This is a genomic window from Exiguobacterium sp. s63, assembly GCF_018617335.1.
Classification (GTDB): domain Bacteria; phylum Bacillota; class Bacilli; order Exiguobacteriales; family Exiguobacteriaceae; genus Exiguobacterium.
Genome location: NZ_JACSKB010000002.1, coordinates 424,437 through 444,523 on the forward strand (window position 1 = coordinate 424,437; position 20,087 = coordinate 444,523).

The window sequence follows — 20,087 nt, forward strand, 5'->3', positions numbered from 1 at the left end:
TCACCATGAACGATACGATGGCTGTGATTGGGAATGACTATTCATACGGAGATGTGACGATTGCAGAACGGGCGATTGAAGATTTGATCGCCTGTAGCGCGATTGAGTTCGGCTTAAAGGAAGTAAAAGTCGTCTCTCGCTCGAAAGACCACTATGATTATCAAATCATTGCATCATTACCACTCGCCGAAGCAGAGCGATTGTACCGCTATGTCCGAGATCAATTTGATTTATTGCTCGGTCAAGTCGATGTGACGTTGAACATTATTGCAACCAACTGAACAAAGCCCACGGATGCGAATCTGCTTCCGTGGGCTTTATTTGTAATCAAAAACCCCTTCGCTTATGCAAGGGGTTTAACTTCTAGTGTTTCAGCGAGTGCCTTTAAGCGGCGCTCACAGTCGCGGACGATTTCATCTGGGAAGACTTCATCGTATTCAACACCGTGTGGGTAATAATGCTTTCCTAAAATCGGAGTGAGCATTTTGACAACAGCGTGACGATCCTCGATTTGACCTTCGATTGCGTATACAGGTAAGCGAAGATAGAATGTTTCGCCAGTCGATTGTTTCTCATATTTCATATCATACGTGGCACGCTCGTAATCCCAAGCACCTTCACGGATGAAATGATGATGATCCATGATCGTCTCGAGCAAACCAAAACGGATTTCTTTTCCCTCGATGTGGAACTGCTCAAATTTCATCATAATCCCCCTTTTCGAATAAACCTCATATGTCATCATACCATATTCAAAAACGTTCTTGGAATAACGTGTGTTCAAATTGTGAAAAAAAGATGAACGATTGATTAGCTTATTGAATTTAAGTACTCCTCGATTTTTTGAGGAAGTTTCACGCCGAGTGGAAGCAGTCCTTCCGAGCCGAAAAAGACGTTGAACTCCAAAATATAAAATCCATCTTCTGTCACAATGACATCGAATGCTGCGTGGTTGATGGATAAGGTGTTCGCGATGGATTGAACTTCTTTGACGACATCTTCCGGGATATCTTCATAAGAGAAGTTGGCGCCTTGGGCAACGTTGTTTAAAAAGGCTTCACTGACACGCCAATAGGCACCGACGACTTCTTCTCCGATGACGATGACACGTAAGTCACGATCGTTCGGGATGAACTCTTGGACGTAAAACGTATCGTGTTTTTCAACGTACTCTAGCCAGTCTTGATCATTTTTAATCAACCATACGCCTTGCCCCATTGACGATTTAGCTTTTTTGGCAACGAACGGGTAGTGGAACTCTTCCAAAACGCGTTCAATCGTGTATGGATTTTTCCCGTAAATTAACGTCTTCGGAATGCGATGAGGATATGTTGCTTTAAAGGCGCGTGTCATTTCAATCTTGTCGTGCCCGAGATGATAAGTCGCAGGTGACGGGAAGATGGCTTTATTCATCCCATAGATGATGGAATTAACCATCCAATACTCGGGAAACAAAACAAGGTCGGCAGCGCGCACCTTGTCGAGCTGGTCAAAATAGTATTCAGGTTTCGCATAGTCCGTTTTGATACCGGCCGATCGAATCATATTAAAAGAAACTTTTTTCATAAGTAGACGCATGGGTTGCGTCTATTCACTTCCTTTCTACATAGAACGCCTTACGGTCAACTTCAATTATAGTGTGGATTGCTTACATAGGGAAACAATTGTGGTAAAATCATGGCAGAAAGGGTGAGGGGTATGATAATCACTGAACAGACAATTGCCCTGCTCGATCAAACTGAAGAATTGACCGATTTGATTGAAGCAAGCGAATCGTTTCAAACATATATTCAAACGAAAGAGGCACGTCTCGCTTCACAAGAAGCAAAGGAGATTGAGCGTGAGTTTTTGAAGATGAAAGAGGACTACGAATATGTCCAACGTTTCGGAAAACACCATCCGGATCACGATCGCATCAAAAAAGAGATGCATCTCATCAAACGTCGTCTTGACGTTCAACCGGAAATCGCTGCGTTCAAAAAGGCGGAACGGAATCTAGATAAGTTATTAGGGGAAGTGAGTGAACTGTTGGCTCACTCAGTCTCTCCTCAAATTAAAGTTCCGACCGGCAATCCATTCTTCGACCAAGGTGGATGTTCCGGTGGGGGCAGTTGTGGAGGAGGCGGAAGTTGTGGATGCGCCGTCTAAGTTGAATGAACGGATTGGTTTCGTCGTATACGTGAATTCCTTGAAACAAGTGAAAGCACTCAGACGTTATGCGAATCTGTACTTTGTCTCAAAACGAGAGAAATATGCGTTTCTTTATACAGACCTCGACGGCCATGAAGCCGTACTCGAACAAGTGAAGTCGTTGCCGTTCGTGGAAGCGGTCGTTCGAAGCGAACGTCCATTCATTTCTGAGACGTACGAGACAAAATCGAAATAAACCAAAAGATGAAGGTGGAATCACCTTCATCTTTTCTGCTGGAGGGAAAGACATGCGTGTCATATCTGGAGAACGAAAAGGGACCCGATTAAAGGCGGTCCCTGGGTCGGCGACGCGACCGACGACAGATAAAGTGAAAGAATCGTTATTTAATATCATCGGACCTTATTTTTCAGGAGGAAAAGCGTTAGACCTCTATGCGGGCAGTGGGGGGCTCGGGATTGAGGCGTTGTCGAGAGGGTGTGACGAAGCCATCTTTGTCGATCGTCAACCGAAAGCCGTACAAACGATTCAAGAAAACTTGCGAGCGACCCATTATGAAGCAAAAGGAAAAGTATATCGTCAAGACGCGAAGGCGGTACTTGAACAGCTTGCAGGACAAGAAGAAGCATTTAAACTCATTTTTATGGATCCTCCGTATCACGCAGAGGAACACGTGATGTTCCTACAGAGGATTGATGAGGCGAACTTGTTACTAGACATTGGCGTCATCGTCTGCGAACACGGGAGTGGTGTGACGTTACCGGATCGTGTAGGACGTTTAGAACGAATTAAAGAACAGCGATACTCAGATGTCATCACCATCAGTTTTTATGAGTATGCGTCGGAGGAGTGACACGATGAAACGCATTGCGATTTGCCCGGGTAGCTTTGACCCGATTACGAATGGACACTTAGATATTATTGAGCGAGCGGCGGCCATCTTTGACGAAGTCATTGTCGCCGTGTTGGAAAACTCGAGTAAGGCACCTTTGTTTGATGTGGATGAACGGTTAGAGTTGATCCGTGATGTGACGACGCATCTGCCGAACGTGACAGCTGATGCGTTTGGCGGACTTCTTGTCGAATATGCTGCAGAACGTGAGGCGGCGACGATCGTACGCGGCCTCCGTGCAGTTTCTGATTTTGAGTACGAACTTCAAATCGCTTCGATCAATAAGAAGTTGAATGAGAACGTGGAAACCTTGTTCATGATGACGAACAGTCAATATTCGTTCCTTAGCTCGTCGATCGTCAAAGAAGTGGCGAAATACGGTGCATCGGTCAGTGAACTCGTCCCAATGCAGGTTGAAGTGGCATTACGTAAAAAATATCAAGTGGGCTCTGAACAATGAAATCATTAAAAATCGGACTCGGGTTGCTCGCAACCGTGCTCCTCTTCTTATTCGTTCCACTTCCTTACTACATCTCATCACCTGGTGAAGCGACTTCGATTGAAGAATTCCTGACTGTCGAAGGGGGCGAGAAGGATGAAGGGGAACTGATGATGGTGACCATCTCGCAACGAAGAGCGACTCCGTTTTGGCTAGTGGAAAGTTGGGTCACACCATTTACGGAAGCCAATTTATCTAGTCGTTATTTATACGATGGAGAGAGCGAGGCAGATTACGACCGTCGTCAACAATTATTAATGGACTCCTCTCAACAAGCGGCGATTCAATATGCCTACAAATTGGCCGGTAGAGACGTCATCGTCGATTTTGAAGGAATTTATGTATCGGCTCCGATCCCCGGAACGCTTGCGGCAAACGTCTTGAAGCCTGGTGATGTCATCACGGCGATCGATGGGATGTCTTTTGCGACACGAGGGGACTTCTTGAACCGCGTGGCTGAATTTGAAGCAGGGGATGAAGTGAAGTTGACGATTGAGCGGGACGGGGAAGAGCGCATCGTCAATACGCTCATTCAACCGATTGACCAAAGTGGGAATCGGGTCGGAATCGGGATTTATGAACCGCTTCCCGTTCAAAAGATCACAGCGGACCCTGAAGTGAATGTCGAACTGACGAATGTCGGCGGACCGTCTGCCGGTCTCATGTTTACTCTTGAAATCTATGATCAATTGACACCGGGTGATTTGGCGAAAGGGAAAAAAATTGCTGGGACAGGTACCGTCGATGAAGAAGGAAATGTTGGACCGATTGGAGGCGCCTGGCAAAAAATTGTCGCCGTGGACGAAGAAGAGGCGGAAGTCTTTTTTGTGCCAGCCGGTTCAAATTATGACGAAGCGATGGAATCACGCGACCGTCTCGACAGTGACATTCAAGTTGTCCCTGTGAAGACGGTCGAAGATGCGATTCGTTATTTAGAAGAGATGAACTGAGGACGTTGCCGATGCTCGATCAATGCCTCGTTCTGAAGCGGGAGTCGATACGCTTCGGTGACCCGGGCCTCGAAATCGAGCCGTGCATCGAATTTACTGAGGAGTGGGACGTCTTCTTTCACATCCCGTAATGCGCGTCGTCCGATTTCATTAAAAGCGAGCGGTCTCACGTAAGGGACATCATCAAAACGTGTTGGTGCCTCCTCCTTTAACCAATGCAGGAGAATGGAGACGAACGCCCGCTGAATGGCGGTGCGCGTGTAGCGGCGTGTCGACACGACAGCAAGCGCGCGTTCAAACGATCGTTCGAGACCTGATTGTTTAAGCCGTGGGGCAAGAGACGAATCAATCCCGACGAACTCTGTCAACGTAGTGAGGGGGAGGGTCCTTAATTTATATTGAAGGACGGGCCAATACAGTTCCCAGTGAGTCATCGCTTGCGTTTGGAACATCGCTTCCGTTGAAGCTGGTACGGCACGAACGTTACCTGTCTCTAAATAATGGGCCCGAATGCCTGTCGCTGACATGATATCCATCACTGATGGATCGTGATAGTCCGCACCGAGACGTTTGACTGTATGGAGTTGAAGTGATGTGGTCGCTTTGGCATAATGATAGGCCAAGATGTTATTCGGACGCGTCAAATCGAATGTCGGATACACCGTTTGAAAGGCACGACTAGACGCCTGTGCCGGAGAATGTCCTTCCTGCAACGCTTGGCGAAGTGCTGTTTTATAAAGAAGGGACTCTTCCACATTTGATTGGGCTGCATGGATGATGGCATCTACATCGCCACTCTCGCTTCCGAACGATAGCGTCTGGCAACGGAGCTGTTCTGCAATCGAGACGGAGGCTTTCGCAAACCGATCGGCACGCTGGACCCCGTATTGGGTCGGTAGCTCGATGACCAGGTCGATGGCCCCACTCTCCACGGCGGCCGTAGCCCGTTTCCACTTGTCAAATGAAGCAGGTTCACCACGTTGTGTGAACTGGGCACTCATGATGGCAATCATGACATCTGCCCCAGTTTCTTGCCGTGCAGTTTGCGCTTGATAAAAGTGTCCGTTATGAAACGGATTGTACTCTGCAATAATGGCCGTCTTTTGCATGATTTACTCCTTTGCATTGTCGTATGGATTGGTGTAAGATGAGTAAGTACGCTTTGGCAAAGCGCCGTCGTCAACTGATTTTAGTGTAAAGAAAAAACATTGACAAAACAAGTTGGCCTATCTATAATTCATATTGTTGCAATTGAGGTGATTCGGATGAAATGGTCTATTGCACAGCTACTTAAGCTCCGAAACCAGGGTGACGGTTTTACGATCGACGAGATGGTAGAACTACCAGAGCTTACTCAGCTCCATCCGGATATCCGTTCGATTCGCCCGGTGCATGTGCACGGGGATGCATCGTTCACATCTAATCAAGTTACATTCAATCTGAAGATTCAAGGTGACCTGACGTTGCCAGATGCGCGAACGTTAGAAGATGTCACTTATGAATTCGATATTGAATCGCTCGAGCCTTTCTTTTTGGAGAATGGGCGTTATACGGAGCAATTCGATGACGTGAATTTGCCAGAAGGAAATACAATCAGTCTTGTGCCGATTGTAAAAGAGCTCATCATGTTAGACGTCCCGATGCAAGTTTACGGGAACGAAACAGACAAAACTCAGGTTGAAGGAGAAGGCTGGACGCTCACTGACGAACAGCCGGATACCCAACCAAAAATTGACCCGCGATTCGCGGGACTGGCCGACCTGTTCTCGAAAAAAGAGAACGAGGAAGGTTAACTTTTCAAGGAGGTGGACAACGATGGCAGTACCATTCCGTAGAACGTCGAAAACTCGCAAACGTCTTCGTCGTACTCACTTCAAACTCAACGTACCTGGTATGAACGAGTGCCCGAACTGTGGCGAAATGAAACTTTCACACCGTGTTTGCAAATCTTGCGGACATTACAACGGTAAAGAAGTAACAAGCAAATAATGCTTGAAGGAGTGACCTGATTTCAGGTCACTCCTTTTTTGTTTGCGATTTTTGGGTCATGATGAAAAGTTGTGGTAAACTTTTTGTGCGAAAAAAGTTCTTTTAGGAGGAGGTCGACGATGAACTCCATCAAACGGATTGGCATCATCGGGAACGGAGCGGTTGGATTGCTGATGGCTTCCGTGCTCGCGGATGATTATGAGGTGACGATCTACGGAAGAAGTGCGACAGCTAGTGAAATTTTGATTACGAGGACCGGAGTGACAGAGGGGACAGCGCGCGTTTCGTTCCGGTCTAGTCAGGTGATTGAAGAAACGGAACAGGACGTTTTCTTTGTGACGACGAAAGCTCACCAAGCCGAGGAGGCGACGGCACGGCTTTCGGGGAGTGTGCCTGTTTTTATTTGTTCGAATGGAATCGCACACCTCGATTATGCGAAGCGTCGTGGATTTCATGTAGGCGTAATTGAGCATGGTGTGACGAAGCACGGTGATGTGATTGAGCATCGTGGGATCGGACGAATTCGAATCGGGAGTATGACCAATCTTGATCCGATACGATTTGCTGACAGTCCGCTACACATTACGTGGGAAGAAGACATTGAACAGGTTATAGTCGAAAAGTTGTTCGCGAACGCCATTATTAATCCAATCACAGCCTTATGTCGTGTCCCTAACGGAGCGCTTGCGACTGCACCGTATCGTGAAATCGCACAGTCCATTTACGATGAATTGCTACCATTGTTCAAGCAGGATGTTCCCTACGCCTATATCGATTCGATTATCGAACGTACGGCGAACAATCGCTCCTCGATGCTGCGAGATCTCGAAGAAGGCAGAACGACGGAAGTCGACGCGATCTTGAAACCAGTGATTGAAAAAGCGGAAAAAATGCAAGTTTCAATCACCGTAATTCCCCTTCTACATAAACTGATTCAAGGAGCGAGCGCATCGTGCTAGTGTATATTGTTTCATTTCCACTCATCTTATGGTTTATGGTGTATATGATACTTAGAAAAATTATGCCGAAATCAATTAACGCATTCAAACTCGCATGTGATACCGGGGTCGTCCTTTGGTTTTATGCATGTGGGGTGTTACTAGAGGCAATCGTCGGGACGGAAGTGTTTCTATTACTCCTTGCTGCCTGTTGTGCCATCTTTCCGATTCATGCAATCTGGCAACGGATTCGCTATGAGGAAGTGCTATTCAGGAAGATGTTCGTCCACGGATGGCGGTTGCTCTTCTTGTTACTCGTCCCAACACATGCGGTTTTATTCGCAATTGGCGTAGCCAGAGAAATGATCCGTTGATTGATTGAAAGGAAGTTGTTATACGTGAAGGTAGAAGCATTTGACGCCCAATATGCCCCCTCATCTCCAATGATTCAAATTGATCGAGGCTATGAGCGCTGGCTTGATTATCAAGGTATGGATGATGTCGAAAAACGTGCTGAGGAAATTACAAATCGTTCCTATGAACATCTGCATGACCTTGTCCGAATTTTAAAAGAACAGCAACGACAGTTCGGGGAACTATCGGACGAGCTAACAGCGAACCTTGAGTTGCTCGAACGGCGAGAAGCATATGTCATGGTGACAGGACAACAGGTTGGAGTATATGGGGGGCCACTATTTGCCGTTTACAAATTGTTGGCGGTAATCAAGCGAGCGAAGCAGGCCGAAGTCACATTAGGGAAGCCGGTTCTCCCGATTTTCTGGATGGCGACGGAAGATCATGACTTTGCGGAAATCAACCACGTCTTCACAACACAACCGTTTTCTCGAATCTTGAAAAAAGACGCGTTGTCATCATTGCCATTGGCAGGAAAAGCATCGGTAGGGGACTTGGAGTTTGAACGGGTGAAGCTCGATCTTGTTCAAATGGCGCAACGCCTCCTATTAAATGAGACAGAGACGCCGCACACATCGCGGTTGTATCATGAATTGATTGATCTCATTCAATCGAGCCATTCGTTCGCTCAATTTTTCGGTGGGATGATGCGTCGATTCGTCGGAACCGACTTCTTGTTGTTTGACCCCCATGCACAAGATGTACGCGCCCTTGAGCGACCGATGTTCCGACGCCTTATCGAACGTCATGATGCGCTCCACGAAGCGCTCGCACATGCTTATGAAGAAGGGATGCCGTCGGTTGAATTGAACAAAGAGGCCGCTCATTTGTTTTATCATGACGGCACGCGGGAACTCCTCACAAAAAGTGATGGCGTCTATACGACGAAGCGTGGACATCGCTTCACAGAAACGGAACTGATTGCGGAGATTGAGGCGCACCCAGAACGTTTTTCCAATAACGTGATCTCAAGGCCGCTCATGCAGGACTACTTGTTCCCAACGCTTGGATACGTTGCGGGTCCTGGTGAAATCGCCTATTGGTTACAACTTCGACCATTATTCCACACATTGGGATGGAAGATGCCGCTCCTGATGCCACGACTTGGTGCTGTGATCGTGTCAAGAAACGATGAGAAGAAGCTTCGTCAAGAAGGTGTGACGTTAGAAGAATATATGACGCAGCCTCTCCCGGACCATGCGTTTGATGATGAAGCGTTTGAGGAGAAGTTGTATGCGTATCGGGCGCTCACGGAGGCGATCGGTCAGGAAGCACGCAAGCAGGGAAGACGTTTCGAATTGAAGTCGAGACATGTTCTCGAACGGTTGGCCGATGAGATGCGTGCCGAGTCAAAACGAGAACAATACCGATTGAACGCACGCCGAATTCACCTGTCGACTCGATTGTTCCCGATGGACGCACCGCAAGAGCGCATATTATCGATGGTTCCCATGTTGAATCGTCATGGATTAGACGTTTTTCGTCGATTGAAACTCGCCTATGAACAGTCTGATTCTGAACGATGTTTGTTCCGAGTCTAATCGATGATTGAAGAGCTCTTGACATCTGTCGAGAGCTTTTTTTTGTTGTTACCTTTTTGTTTCCTCTTTTCGCTAAAAACCTATACGGACCTTGACATTTTTATGATAAAGTAAGTGTAATAAAACAGTTGAAATATGTAGGTTGAGAGGGTTTTTTGAATGTTTGAGCATGAAACGGTTTTAAAAATGGAGTCCATCGAAGGATTGAACATCAAACCAGATGGGGTATATGTCGATTGTACGTTAGGTGGAGCGGGGCATAGTGAAGAGATCGCGAAACGTCTAACGACGGGTCAACTATATGCGTTCGACCAAGATGACGTCGCACTCGCGCATGCGAAAGAGCGATTGGCTCCTTATGAAGGCCGTGTGACGTTTATAAAGAGCAACTTCGTTCACTTGAAAGAGGAACTTACTCAACGCGGTGTGACAAAAGTGGACGGCGTCCTATTCGACTTAGGCGTTTCTTCACCTCAACTTGATGAGGCGGAACGAGGATTCAGCTACAACTATGATGCACCACTCGATATGAGAATGGACCGGTCACGGGAGTTTTCAGCATATCACGTTGTGAATGAATGGTCGTTTGGGGAACTTGCTCGTATTTTCTTTACATACGGGGAGGAAAAGTTTTCGAAACAAATCGCACGAAAGATTGAGCAAGCCCGTGCCGATAAACCAATTGAGACGACGTTCGAGCTAGTCGACTTGATTAAAGAAGCGATTCCTGCACCAGCACGAAGAAAAGGCGGTCATCCGGCGAAGCGGACGTTCCAAGCGATTCGAATCGCTGTCAATGATGAATTGAATGTATTCGACCGCGCTGTTCAAGATGCGATCGATCTCCTCGCATTGAACGGACGCATCTGTGTTATCACGTTCCATTCTTTAGAAGACCGGATTTGTAAACAAGTGTTTAAAGAACGGAGCCAGCATCCACCATTACCACCAGGATTGCCGGTTATTCCAAAAGAATTTGAACCTGAGCTCAAGCTGATCACGCGCAAACCGATTGTAGCGAGTGAAGGCGAACTCGAGGATAATCGACGTTCACGCTCAGCCAAACTGAGAGTGGCTGAAAAACAAAAATAATTTGGATTGTAGGAGGGATACCTGATGCCAGAAGCTGCCCGTAAGGCGTTGCAGCCTCAAGTTTCACCGAATCGAAATCCGATTCCGCAAGAACGACCAATACCAGCTCCAAAACGACGCACGTTGACCTTGTTCGAATCGATCCTGTATCCAGTCATGATTGGTTCAGTGGTCATGTTCGGTGGCATCACGGTGTCGAAGCATAACGAAGCGTATAACATTATGCGTGACACAGCGGCCCTCAATCAGCAAATCGATGGAGTTGCCAAAGAAAACGAAGAACTGAAGTATGAAATCGCCCAATTAAGCTCGCCCGAAAGAATTTATGCGATTGCCGAGAAACTCGGAATGAAATTCAATGAGAAGAATGTCAAGGTGATTGATTGATGAATTCTTTAAAACAGAGTAAAAAAAGAGTGGCGTGGGTAGCGATTGTCTGCTTCACCCCACTCTTTTTATTTTTTGTCGGATGGTTTCTATACTTATCCGTGACGCATACGTACAAAGGCGAGAACATGTTGGCGTTTGCGGAAGAACAGCGTTGGAAGGCGGTCAGTACGTTAGAGGCAGAACGAGGCGAGGTATATGATCGGTTCGGTCAACCGATTGCCATCAACATCCCGTCCTACCGGCTCGTTGCCGTGTTGAAACTCGGTGGGGAGCGGGTCAAAGAAAAGACACTCATGCCCGATGAATTCGCCGAAGCGGCGAAGCAATTGTCGACCGTGCTTCCTATGACAGAAGCTGATTTATTGAAACGGCTCGAACAAAACGCCGACCTCGGACAAATCGAGTTCGGTGTTCCCGGGCGTGACTTAACCGTGGAACAAAAAGAAAAAATCGAGGCGTTTGACCTTCCCGGCATCACATTTGTCGAGGAGCCGAAGCGCTATTACCCGAATAAAGTATTTGCTTCCTCGGTGATTGGGTATGCTCAGAAGATTGACCAGAACGGTCGCATCGAGCTTGTCGGGGAACTTGGGATTGAAAAGTCACTGAACGATATTTTGAGTGAATCGTATGGTCTGTATCGGTTCGAGAAAGACTTGGCTGGTCGCGAACTCGTGTCAAGCGATGAGCAGTTGAAAATCGAGCCGGAAGATGGGGCAGATGTCCAATTGACAATCGATCATCGGATTCAGCAATTGCTTGAGACGAAGATGAGTGAATTATACGAGGAGTATGAACCACAGCACGCGACGGCCATCATCATGGATCCAAAGACGGGTGAAATTATCGCTTTGTCGGACCGTCCGTCGTTTGATCCGAATACGCGTGAGATTTCATCGTATAGTAACTTCTCCGTATCGTCCCGATTTGAACCAGGATCGACGATGAAGATTTTTACGCTCGCCGCAGCAATCAACGAGGGCGTATTCAATCCGAATGAGATGTATGAATCGGGTTCATATAAATACGGCAAGACGGTATTCAATGATTACAACATTACCGGATGGGGTACCATTCCTATGGTAGAAGGCGTTTGGCATTCGTCAAACGTCGCATTCTCGATATTAGCGAACGAACGTCTCGGTCTCAGTCGATATGAAGATTATTTCAAAGCCTTCAAGTTTGATCAGCGGACAGGAATCGATTTGCCTGGAGAGGTCAATAGTCAATTCGACTTTGAGAGCCCGATGAACGTCTTGATTACCGCATGGGGGCAATCGACAGCGGTGACTCCGATGCAAATCTTACAGGCGACATCGGCCATCGCGACAGATGGAACGATGAAACAACCTCACGTCATCAAGAAAATCGTCAATAGTGAGACGGGTGAGACGATTCGGACGACCAATCCGAAAGAAGTGGGTCAACCGATCACTGCAGAGACTGCCAAAAAAACGCGTGAAGCACTAGACGGTGTCGTCAATAGCGACGTCGGGACCGGTCAATTATATGCGTTAGATAATTACCGCGTCGTCGGGAAGACTGGTACGGCGCAAATCGCCGAGAACGGAAAATATTTGAGTGGACAGTATATCCACTCGTTCGTCGGGATGGCTCCGGAAGACGACCCGGAACTTGTCATGTATATCGCAGTCGACAGACCGAACAGTGACTCGTCGACGACAGGACCACGTATCATGGCTCCTCTTTTTAAAGACGTGATGGACGTTGCCTTACGTTACCGTAGTGTCGAGCCGGAGAAACAAGAAAAAGCAGTCGAGGCTTCGACGAAAACGACTGCATCGTATCTTGGTAAAAACCGGGAAGAGGTCGTGAAAGAGTCGAAGGATCAATCGTTTAATCCGATTGTCTTAGGCGATGGGGACGAAGTGACGGCTCAAAGTCCTGTGAAAGGTCAATCGTATGTCGTCGGTGAACGACTGTTGCTAAAAACGAGTGATTCGTTTACGATGCCTACATTAAAAGGCTGGTCGTTACGTGACGTGAAACGTTTGGCGACGCTATATCAATTGAATTTAGAAATCGATGGTACCGGATTTGTCACATCACAATCGATAGGCAAAGGAAAGCCGGTCAAAACAGGTGCTTCATTAAAAGTGAAATTGAAGACACCGTCGAATTAACGCACGAGATGAAGAGGGCTGCGGCTCTCTTTTCCTATGTAAGAGGAGGAAGTTTGTATGGAACAATTGACAGTTCAGAAATTAGCGTCTTGGTTTGGGATGGATGTACGTGACGAACGCCTCGTCGAACGCGTCGCCACAGATTCGAGAGATGAAAATGAAGCGGGTCTCTTCGTCCCAATCGTTGGGGCGCGAGTCGACGGTCATGACTACATCGAGTCGGCAGTCGAAAAAGGTGCGATTGTCACGTTCTGGGAAGAAGGGCGTCCACAACCAGACAACCTTGTTGTCATTCCTGTCAAATCGACGGTCGAGGCACTGCAAACGGCAGCGGCCCGTTATTTAGAAGAAATCAAGCCACTTGTCGTCGCCATTACGGGATCGAATGGAAAAACGTCCACGAAAGATATGATTGCAGTCGTGCTTGAAGAAAAATTTAAGACACATAAGACGGCTGGGAATTTCAACTCGGACGTCGGCTTACCGTTGACCGTCCTCCGAATGCCACGGGATACAGAAGTGGCCGTACTCGAGATGGGGATGAATGGATTCGGTCAAATCGAAGCGCTATCCAAACTTGCCAAACCGGACGTGGCATTTGTGACGAATATCGGGGAGTCCCATGGTGAACAAGTCGGTGGGCGTTCGGGAATTGCCAAAGCGAAACTAGAAATCAAAGCTGGACTCAAAGCGGACGGTCGACTCATCGTCGATGCGGATGAACCACTTTTAGCCGGGCAAGGCTATCGTGTCGGGTATAATGAGACGGCTGACGGGAAAATCGAAGTGATTGAGACGTCGTTTGACGCATCGATTTTTAAATACAACGGTGATTTATATGAATTAAAAGTACTCGGTGCCCATCAGATTCGAAATGCGGCCTATGCGATTGCATGTGGATTAGCGCTCGGTCTTGATCATGCGATGATTCAACGTGGACTAGACCGAATCAAGTTGACATCGATGCGGATGGAAAAACAGATGTTTGGTGATGCCCATCTCATTAACGATGCCTACAACGCAAGTCCAACGTCGATGATTGCGGCAATTGAAACGGTCAAATCACTCGAAGGATTCTCACATCGTGTGCTCGTTCTTGGCGATATGTATGAGTTAGGAATGGATGAACAAGCACAACACGAACAAGTAGGTGAAGTCGTAACGTTCCCGGTGACGGACTGCATCCTAGTCGGGGAAAAAGCAAAATGGATTGCCGATGGGATTCAAGATTCACGTGTCAACGTCAAAGCGGTAGCTACTGTGGAGGAAGCGAAGGAACTCCTTCATCGTTATCAGCGACCGGATACTGTGGTATTGTTAAAGGCATCTCGAGGACTGGCGCTTGAGCGCCTCGTTCAATAAATAGAGTAGTGAGGTAGCATCATGTTAATTAGTTTAATCGTATTAATCAGTTCATTATTAAGTGTCTTAATCGTCATGCCACGAGCTATCCCGGCATTACGTCAGTTGAAATTTGGACAGGAGATTCGGGACGAGGGTCCAGGTTGGCACCAGAAGAAATCGGGCACACCGACGATGGGTGGGATCGTGATCTTGCTTGCGATTCTCGTCGGCTTCATCGTATCCGTCATCTTCGGAGAAGCGGTCGCTGGTTTTGGGACTCTTCTATTCGTTACGATGGCATTCGGTGTCATCGGTTTCTTAGATGACTATATTAAAGTCGTCAACAAGCGAAACCTTGGATTGACATCTCTTCAGAAGTTGATCGGTCAAATCGTAGTATCGGTATTGTTTGCATGGTTTTTATCACTCGGAGGAGAACTCGATACGTCAATCTCCATCCCATTCACATCGATTTCGTTTGATACAGGGTGGTTCTATATCGCCATCGTCATCTTCTGGCTCGTCGGGTTCTCAAACGCCGTCAACTTGACGGATGGGTTAGACGGACTTGTTTCGTTCTCAGCTATCCCGACGTTCACGTTCTTTGGAATTTATGCACATGCACAAGATGAACTCGGAATCGCTTGGTTCGCCTTTGCTGTCGTGGGTGCTTTGATTGGATTCCTTGTGTTTAATAAATACCCAGCAAAAATCTTTATGGGGGACACGGGGTCACTCGCATTAGGGGGGGCCGTTGCCGGACTCGCACTCATGCTGAAGCTCGAGTTACTCCTCGTCTTTGTCGGCATCATCTTCGTCATTGAGACGTTGAGCGTTATCTTGCAAGTCATCTCGTTCAAAACGACAGGCAAGCGTCTCTTTAAGATGAGTCCGATCCATCACCATTTTGAAATGGTCGGTTGGTCAGAGTGGCGCATCGTGCTCACGTTCGGTGGGATCAGTTTAATTACGGCAGGTTTATCATTACTACTCATGTAAAAGGGTGAGACAGATGGAAAAGCAATGGCACGGTAAAAAAATTCTCGTCCTCGGCGCCGCGAAGAGCGGTATTGCTGCAGCGACTTATCTGCATCATGCAGGAGCGGATGTAACCATCAATACGGGAAACATTCCGCCTCAAGAGGAACAAGAGAAAATTCAAGCACTCGGGATTCGTTCTGTCTTTAACGAACATCCAATCGGTTTGTTGAATGAGGCGGACTTGATTGTCAAGAATCCAGGAATTCCTTATCATATTCCGTTGCTCCAAGAAGCGATGTCACGAGAGATTCCGATCTATACAGAAGTGGAGCTCGCTTATCGAGCAACAGAGGCAGACTTTGTCGCCATCACAGGGTCAAATGGAAAAACGACGACAACGACACTAGTTCATGAGCTACTCAAAGGTGGTGAACGACCGGTGCATCTTGCAGGGAACATTGGATTCCCTGCGATCGAGGTCGCGACAAAAGCCAAAGCAGGCGATTTGATTGTCATCGAGTTATCAAGCTTTCAATTGATGGGGATCGAATCGTTCCATCCACGTTCCGCTGCTTTACTCAATCTATCGGAAGCTCATCTGGATTATCACGGGGACTTTAAGTCATATGCGGATGCAAAAGGAAACTTGTTCCGTCAAATGACGAATGACGATCAACTCGTTGTGAAACGTACCGATTCAGAAGTGATGAAACGTGTACCGGAGCAGATTCATCCGAGCACATTCAGTTTTGACGATGGCGACGCCTCGGTCGTTGATGGGTGGGTCACGGTTCGCGGTGAAAAAATCATCCAGGTAAACGAACTGGCTTTAGGTGGAGCCCATAACGTGGAAAATGTATTGGCCGCGTTACTTCTGATTGAACCGTTCCACATTCCGCGTGCCCATATCGAACGTGTGTTACGAAATTTTGGTGGAGTCGCGCATCGGACAGAAAGCCTTGGCACTGTGCTTGGTCGCTCTGTCTATAACGACTCGAAAGCAACGAACAACGTGGCAGCAGAAGCGGCTCTACGTGGGTTTGATGCCCCGATCGTATGGCTCTGCGGTGGTCTCGAACGTGGTGCGGATTTATCTGCCCTCATTCCAGCCTTATCAAACGTGAAAACGGTCATCGCTTTCGGTGAGACGGCTGAACGATTTAAAGCGCTCGGCGAGTCCCAACAGATTCCATCGTTTACGGTCAGTACATTAGAAGAGGCTGTTCCTCTTGCATTTGAACAATCAGATAAGGGAGACGTCATCTTACTTTCCCCTGCTTGTGCTAGCTGGGATCAATTTAAAACGTTTGAAGAACGAGGCGAGCAGTTCGTAAAACTCGTCCGTTCATATGAGGAGGCGAACCGATGAAGATTATGATATCTGGTGGTGGTACCGGTGGTCATATTTATCCGGCACTCGCACTGATTGAAACGCTACAGAAACGTCACCCGGATTTACAGGTACAATACATCGGGACGGAGAATGGATTAGAAGCCGATCTCGTTCCGCGAGCAGGGGTTCCGTTCAAGTCGATTCAAATCGCCGGTCTTAAACGTTCCCTTTCACTCGAAAATCTGAAGACGGCCTATTGGTTCTTAAAAGCCGTACGTTCTTTAAAAAAAGATATGGCTGCCTTTAAACCGGATGTCGTCATCGGGACAGGTGGTTTCGTATCCGGACCAGTCGTTTATACAGCACAACAACTCGGAATTCCAACGATTCTTCACGAACAAAACAGCATTCCGGGATTAACAAACAAATTCCTATCGAAGAAAGCTGATCGAGTCGCCCTCTCGTTTAAAGGTTCAGATGTCCATTTCCCAGGTGCGAACGTTCGATTAATCGGGAACCCGCGTGGAAGTGAAGTGCTACAAACAGAAGTCGATGAGGCTTCGGTAAGAGCACAATACAAGTTAGATGAGCGTCCAATCGTATTGATATACGGAGGAAGCCGAGGCGCAGAGGCGATCAACCGAGCGGTTGTGGAAGCAATCCCGACACTTTCGGAATTGCCGATCAATGTACTATACGTCACCGGAAAAGTGCATTACGATGCGGTGTCGAAGCAGGCGCCATCTTCTGATAACGTTCATATTCATCCATACGTATACGATATGCCGTCTTTACTCGCCTGTACGTCACTCGTCATCTCACGAGCCGGAGCATCAACGATTTCAGAATTGACGGCACTCGGACTTCCAAGTGTGTTGATCCCGAGTCCTTACGTGACCGCGGATCATCAAACGAAAAATGCATCTGCTCTTGTCGAGAACGGGGCAGCGTTACTTGTGAAAGAAGATGAATTGACAGGAGAGACGCTTGTACAAGCGATTCGTGAAGTCCTTGAACATCAAGAAGAGATGGCGAAAGCATCCCGTGCACTTGGATTCCCTCATGCGGCAGATGCTTTAGCTGATTTAGCAGAAGAAGTCATTCGATAAAGGAGTAGAATCCGATGGAACCTAGCCAACAAACGGTACGTAGTCTCGAAGACCGTATTCCATATATGAAGAAACAACGGCGAAAAAAAGCGAACCGTCGGATGTTTTCTGTACTCTCCTTATTTGGGATTCTAATCTTACTCGTAGTTTATATGCAAACCTCGATGTCAAACGTCAAAGAAGTGAACGTATCCGGTCTTTTCTGGTTAGAAAAGTCGTACGTGTTTCAAGATGTGGAACTCGACACGACGACAAAGTTTATTAGTCTGTCCCCAAAAAAGATGAGTGAGCAGATGGAACAGCTGCCTGGTGTCAAACAGGTAGAGATCGATCGTTCTTGGTACAACAATGTTCAAATCAACGTGACAGAAGAAAAGATGATCGCCTACGCGAGGGCAGACAAGGGAGATGTGGTCGTCTTAGCAGACGGCTCGCTTCATCCGACCGGTACCATTACTGACCCTCAAAAGTTAAAGGACGGTCCCCTTCTTAGGGAATTCAATTCTGAAGAAGAACTTAAAAAGATTGCGAGTGAACTCGAGCGTGTGGATGATGCGACTCGGGCTCGTATGTCAGAAGTGACGTTGGCAAAGAAAAAAGGAGAACCGACGCGATACGAGATTTTCATGAATGATGGAAATACATTGCTAACTCCGACATTGAAGTTAAGTGAGACCGTCTCGAAATATGGAGAAATCTATGAAAATATCCCGAAAGGCGAGCGCGGGACAGTCGTCATGGATGGTGGGTTTTACTTCGTTCCATACAAGAAAACGAATGAATAATCAGTTATATTACAGTCCTTAGACAGTTAAGGGCTGTTTTTTTGTTGTTTGTAAACGAATTGATAACGCGAAACCGCTTAAATTGTAGGATTCTACCTTTTCTCACTATCTTATTTGTTGTAAACTTAGACGTGAGATATCTTGTCGAAACCAACAATTTTATTGGATATCTGTATATGTGTCAGGCAATTGGAACAGGAAAATTATAGAGCGGAGGTGTTTCCCTTTTGGAAGCGAATGGTTATGTAGCCGCATTAGATATTGGAACGTCAGAGATTAAGCTCGTCGTCGGTGAATTGCTCGGCGGAACGCTTAATATTTTGGCAGAAGGGTGTGCACCGTCTGCGGGTGTAAAACGTGGCGCAGTCGTAGATATCGATAAGACAGTTCAAGCGATCAAACAGGCCGTTGAACATGCCGAAACATCACTAGGCGATCAAATTCGATCTGTATACGTTGCCATCGAAGGGGAACATATCCAAATTGCCCCATGTCATGGAATCGCATCTGTGAAGCGGGAAGACCAGGAAATTACGGACGCAGACGTGATGGAAGTCATCAACTCGGCACAAGTGATGCGCTTACCGGATGAGATGAGTGTCATCGACGTCATTCCATCCTCATTCACGGTCGATCAACAAACAGGTGTCGTTGATCCGCGTGGCATGTTAGGCTATCGACTTGAGATGCACGGGAAAATGGTAACCGGATCGAAGACCATTTTACATAGTATTCGTCGTTCGATCGAACGGGCCGGATTACAACTCGAAGGATTTATTTTAGGAAATCTTGCACTCGGCATGAGCGCGGCTTCTGTAGATGAAATCGATTTAGGAATCGGCCTCGTCGATGTCGGACATGAAAAAACGACGGTTTCCGTATTTTATCGGGGAGACCTCGTCTATTCATATATTCTCCCGGTCGGTGGGGACCATATGACGAGAGATTTGGTTTATAAGCTCAATTGTAAGTATCAAGACGCCAAAGTTGCGAAAGAAGAATACGGTCTCGCTCTTGAAGAAATGGCCGACGGGACAGAAGGTTTCTCCTATACGAACATCAATGGGGAAGTGGCGTTTGAACCACAATCAGAAATTAGCTACGTTTTAGAAGCAAGAATAGAGGAAATGTTTACACTTATGTTGAATAAGGTTCAAAAAGTAGGTGTTCCGATGCTAAATGGCGGATACTTACTTTGCGGTGGAGCAGCCGCTCTGCCTGGTATTCAGGAATTGGCGACTCGGATTATGGGCCAAAAGACGAGATTGTACCAACCTTCGTCGATTGGTGTCAGACATCCGAAGTACGCGACAGCCGTCGGCGTATTGAAATATGTGTTGATGAGCGATCATCACGTTTCGAAATCTCAACTTGAAAAACCGGAAGTTCGTCAAGAAACACTTCACACGAAGCAAGAAGCGACCGATATTCATGTAGGAGAGAACGAATACGAGACCGATCAGGAATCGAAAAAAGGGTTTAGTCGTTTGATGGAAAAATTATTTGGCGTTTAAGCTGATGTTGAATACAACTTGGA

At 47.1% G+C, this 20,087-nt stretch carries 23 protein-coding genes; 20 read left to right on the plus strand and 3 right to left on the minus strand.

Annotated elements, in window-relative coordinates:
• Positions 1-5 precede the first annotated feature (5 nt).
• Positions 6-281 (plus strand): hypothetical protein, encoded by a 276-nt coding sequence (locus KNO90_RS08970; protein ID WP_214739938.1) that lies wholly within the window; start codon positions 6-8, stop codon positions 279-281.
• A 62-nt stretch (positions 282-343) separates the two neighbouring features.
• On the opposite strand, the gene KNO90_RS08975 is transcribed toward KNO90_RS08970, so the two are convergent.
• Together KNO90_RS08975 and KNO90_RS08980 are read right to left on the minus strand one after the other, a co-directional pair.
• Positions 344-706 (minus strand): YugN family protein, encoded by a 363-nt coding sequence (locus KNO90_RS08975; RefSeq protein WP_214739940.1) that lies wholly within the window; start codon positions 704-706, stop codon positions 344-346.
• A gap of 104 nt (positions 707-810) precedes the next feature.
• Entirely contained in the window at positions 811-1,566 is a 756-nt protein-coding gene (locus KNO90_RS08980) for an ATP-grasp domain-containing protein (RefSeq protein WP_251127411.1), read from the minus strand.
• A 132-nt stretch (positions 1,567-1,698) separates the two neighbouring features.
• Here KNO90_RS08980 and KNO90_RS08985 point away from each other — a divergent pair, with 132 nt between their 5' ends.
• From KNO90_RS08985 to KNO90_RS09005, 5 genes are read left to right on the plus strand one after another with little or no spacing between them, the layout of a single operon-like run.
• Complete coding sequence (locus KNO90_RS08985) at positions 1,699-2,148, plus strand: YlbF/YmcA family competence regulator (RefSeq protein ID WP_215113472.1); 450 nt, start codon at positions 1,699-1,701, stop codon at positions 2,146-2,148.
• A complete protein-coding gene (locus KNO90_RS08990; RefSeq protein ID WP_353047809.1) occupies positions 2,132-2,386 on the plus strand; it encodes a YlbG family protein in 255 nt (84 codons plus the stop codon). Before KNO90_RS08985 ends, KNO90_RS08990 begins: the two co-directional genes overlap by 17 nt.
• A gap of 52 nt (positions 2,387-2,438) precedes the next feature.
• A complete protein-coding gene (gene rsmD / locus KNO90_RS08995) occupies positions 2,439-3,002 on the plus strand; it encodes a 16S rRNA (guanine(966)-N(2))-methyltransferase RsmD (RefSeq protein WP_214739946.1) in 564 nt (187 codons plus the stop codon).
• Positions 3,003-3,006: 4 nt separating this feature from the next.
• Entirely contained in the window at positions 3,007-3,501 is a 495-nt protein-coding gene (coaD, locus tag KNO90_RS09000; protein ID WP_215113473.1) for a pantetheine-phosphate adenylyltransferase, read from the plus strand.
• Positions 3,498-4,490, plus strand: a complete 993-nt coding sequence (locus KNO90_RS09005) for a SepM family pheromone-processing serine protease (protein ID WP_215113474.1) — start codon at positions 3,498-3,500, stop codon at positions 4,488-4,490. The genes coaD and KNO90_RS09005 overlap by 4 nt, the downstream gene beginning before the upstream one ends.
• Here the strand turns inward: KNO90_RS09005 and KNO90_RS09010 are convergent.
• A complete protein-coding gene (locus KNO90_RS09010; protein WP_215113475.1) occupies positions 4,469-5,599 on the minus strand; it encodes a tRNA(Met) cytidine acetate ligase in 1,131 nt (376 codons plus the stop codon). The two genes, KNO90_RS09005 and KNO90_RS09010, sit on opposite strands and share 22 nt — an antisense overlap.
• Before the next feature lie 156 nt (positions 5,600-5,755).
• Here KNO90_RS09010 and KNO90_RS09015 point away from each other — a divergent pair, with 156 nt between their 5' ends.
• The 14 genes from KNO90_RS09015 to ftsA all read left to right on the plus strand — a co-directional run bounded on the left by KNO90_RS09015 (position 5,756) and on the right by ftsA (position 20,064).
• A complete protein-coding gene (locus KNO90_RS09015; protein ID WP_214739953.1) occupies positions 5,756-6,283 on the plus strand; it encodes a YceD family protein in 528 nt (175 codons plus the stop codon).
• Between the two features lie 22 nt (positions 6,284-6,305).
• Positions 6,306-6,479 carry a 50S ribosomal protein L32 gene (gene rpmF / locus KNO90_RS09020; RefSeq protein WP_015881300.1) on the plus strand — a complete coding sequence of 58 codons (174 nt, stop codon included), beginning with the start codon at positions 6,306-6,308 and terminating at the stop codon, positions 6,477-6,479.
• Between the two features lie 119 nt (positions 6,480-6,598).
• On the plus strand, positions 6,599-7,438 hold the full coding sequence (locus KNO90_RS09025) for a ketopantoate reductase family protein (protein WP_215113476.1): 840 nt from the start codon (positions 6,599-6,601) through the stop codon (positions 7,436-7,438).
• Positions 7,432-7,791, plus strand: coding sequence for a DUF3397 domain-containing protein (locus KNO90_RS09030; protein WP_214739957.1), 360 nt, complete (start codon positions 7,432-7,434; stop codon positions 7,789-7,791). The genes KNO90_RS09025 and KNO90_RS09030 overlap by 7 nt, the downstream gene beginning before the upstream one ends.
• 24 nt (positions 7,792-7,815) lie before the next feature.
• Positions 7,816-9,372 (plus strand): bacillithiol biosynthesis cysteine-adding enzyme BshC, encoded by a 1,557-nt coding sequence (gene bshC, locus KNO90_RS09035; protein WP_215113477.1) that lies wholly within the window; start codon positions 7,816-7,818, stop codon positions 9,370-9,372.
• Positions 9,373-9,531: 159 nt separating this feature from the next.
• On the plus strand, positions 9,532-10,464 hold the full coding sequence (gene rsmH / locus KNO90_RS09040) for a 16S rRNA (cytosine(1402)-N(4))-methyltransferase RsmH (protein ID WP_214739961.1): 933 nt from the start codon (positions 9,532-9,534) through the stop codon (positions 10,462-10,464).
• A gap of 24 nt (positions 10,465-10,488) precedes the next feature.
• A complete protein-coding gene (gene ftsL / locus KNO90_RS09045) occupies positions 10,489-10,851 on the plus strand; it encodes a cell division protein FtsL (protein ID WP_214739963.1) in 363 nt (120 codons plus the stop codon).
• Positions 10,851-12,998 carry a penicillin-binding protein gene (locus tag KNO90_RS09050; RefSeq protein ID WP_214739965.1) on the plus strand — a complete coding sequence of 716 codons (2,148 nt, stop codon included), beginning with the start codon at positions 10,851-10,853 and terminating at the stop codon, positions 12,996-12,998. The genes ftsL and KNO90_RS09050 overlap by 1 nt, the downstream gene beginning before the upstream one ends.
• Before the next feature lie 57 nt (positions 12,999-13,055).
• Positions 13,056-14,360, plus strand: a complete 1,305-nt coding sequence (locus KNO90_RS09055) for a UDP-N-acetylmuramoyl-tripeptide--D-alanyl-D-alanine ligase (protein WP_214739967.1) — start codon at positions 13,056-13,058, stop codon at positions 14,358-14,360.
• A 21-nt stretch (positions 14,361-14,381) separates the two neighbouring features.
• Positions 14,382-15,341 carry a phospho-N-acetylmuramoyl-pentapeptide-transferase gene (mraY, locus tag KNO90_RS09060; protein WP_214739969.1) on the plus strand — a complete coding sequence of 320 codons (960 nt, stop codon included), beginning with the start codon at positions 14,382-14,384 and terminating at the stop codon, positions 15,339-15,341.
• 13 nt (positions 15,342-15,354) lie between these two features.
• Positions 15,355-16,692: a UDP-N-acetylmuramoyl-L-alanine--D-glutamate ligase gene (gene murD / locus KNO90_RS09065; protein WP_215113478.1), complete on the plus strand. Its 1,338-nt coding sequence runs from the start codon at positions 15,355-15,357 to the stop codon at positions 16,690-16,692.
• Positions 16,689-17,765 carry an undecaprenyldiphospho-muramoylpentapeptide beta-N-acetylglucosaminyltransferase gene (gene murG, locus KNO90_RS09070; RefSeq protein WP_214739972.1) on the plus strand — a complete coding sequence of 359 codons (1,077 nt, stop codon included), beginning with the start codon at positions 16,689-16,691 and terminating at the stop codon, positions 17,763-17,765. Before murD ends, murG begins: the two co-directional genes overlap by 4 nt.
• Before the next feature lie 14 nt (positions 17,766-17,779).
• Positions 17,780-18,550 carry a cell division protein FtsQ/DivIB gene (locus tag KNO90_RS09075; RefSeq protein ID WP_214739974.1) on the plus strand — a complete coding sequence of 257 codons (771 nt, stop codon included), beginning with the start codon at positions 17,780-17,782 and terminating at the stop codon, positions 18,548-18,550.
• A 227-nt stretch (positions 18,551-18,777) separates the two neighbouring features.
• Positions 18,778-20,064, plus strand: coding sequence for a cell division protein FtsA (ftsA, locus tag KNO90_RS09080; RefSeq protein ID WP_214739976.1), 1,287 nt, complete (start codon positions 18,778-18,780; stop codon positions 20,062-20,064).
• The last annotated feature ends 23 nt before the right edge of the window (positions 20,065-20,087 follow it).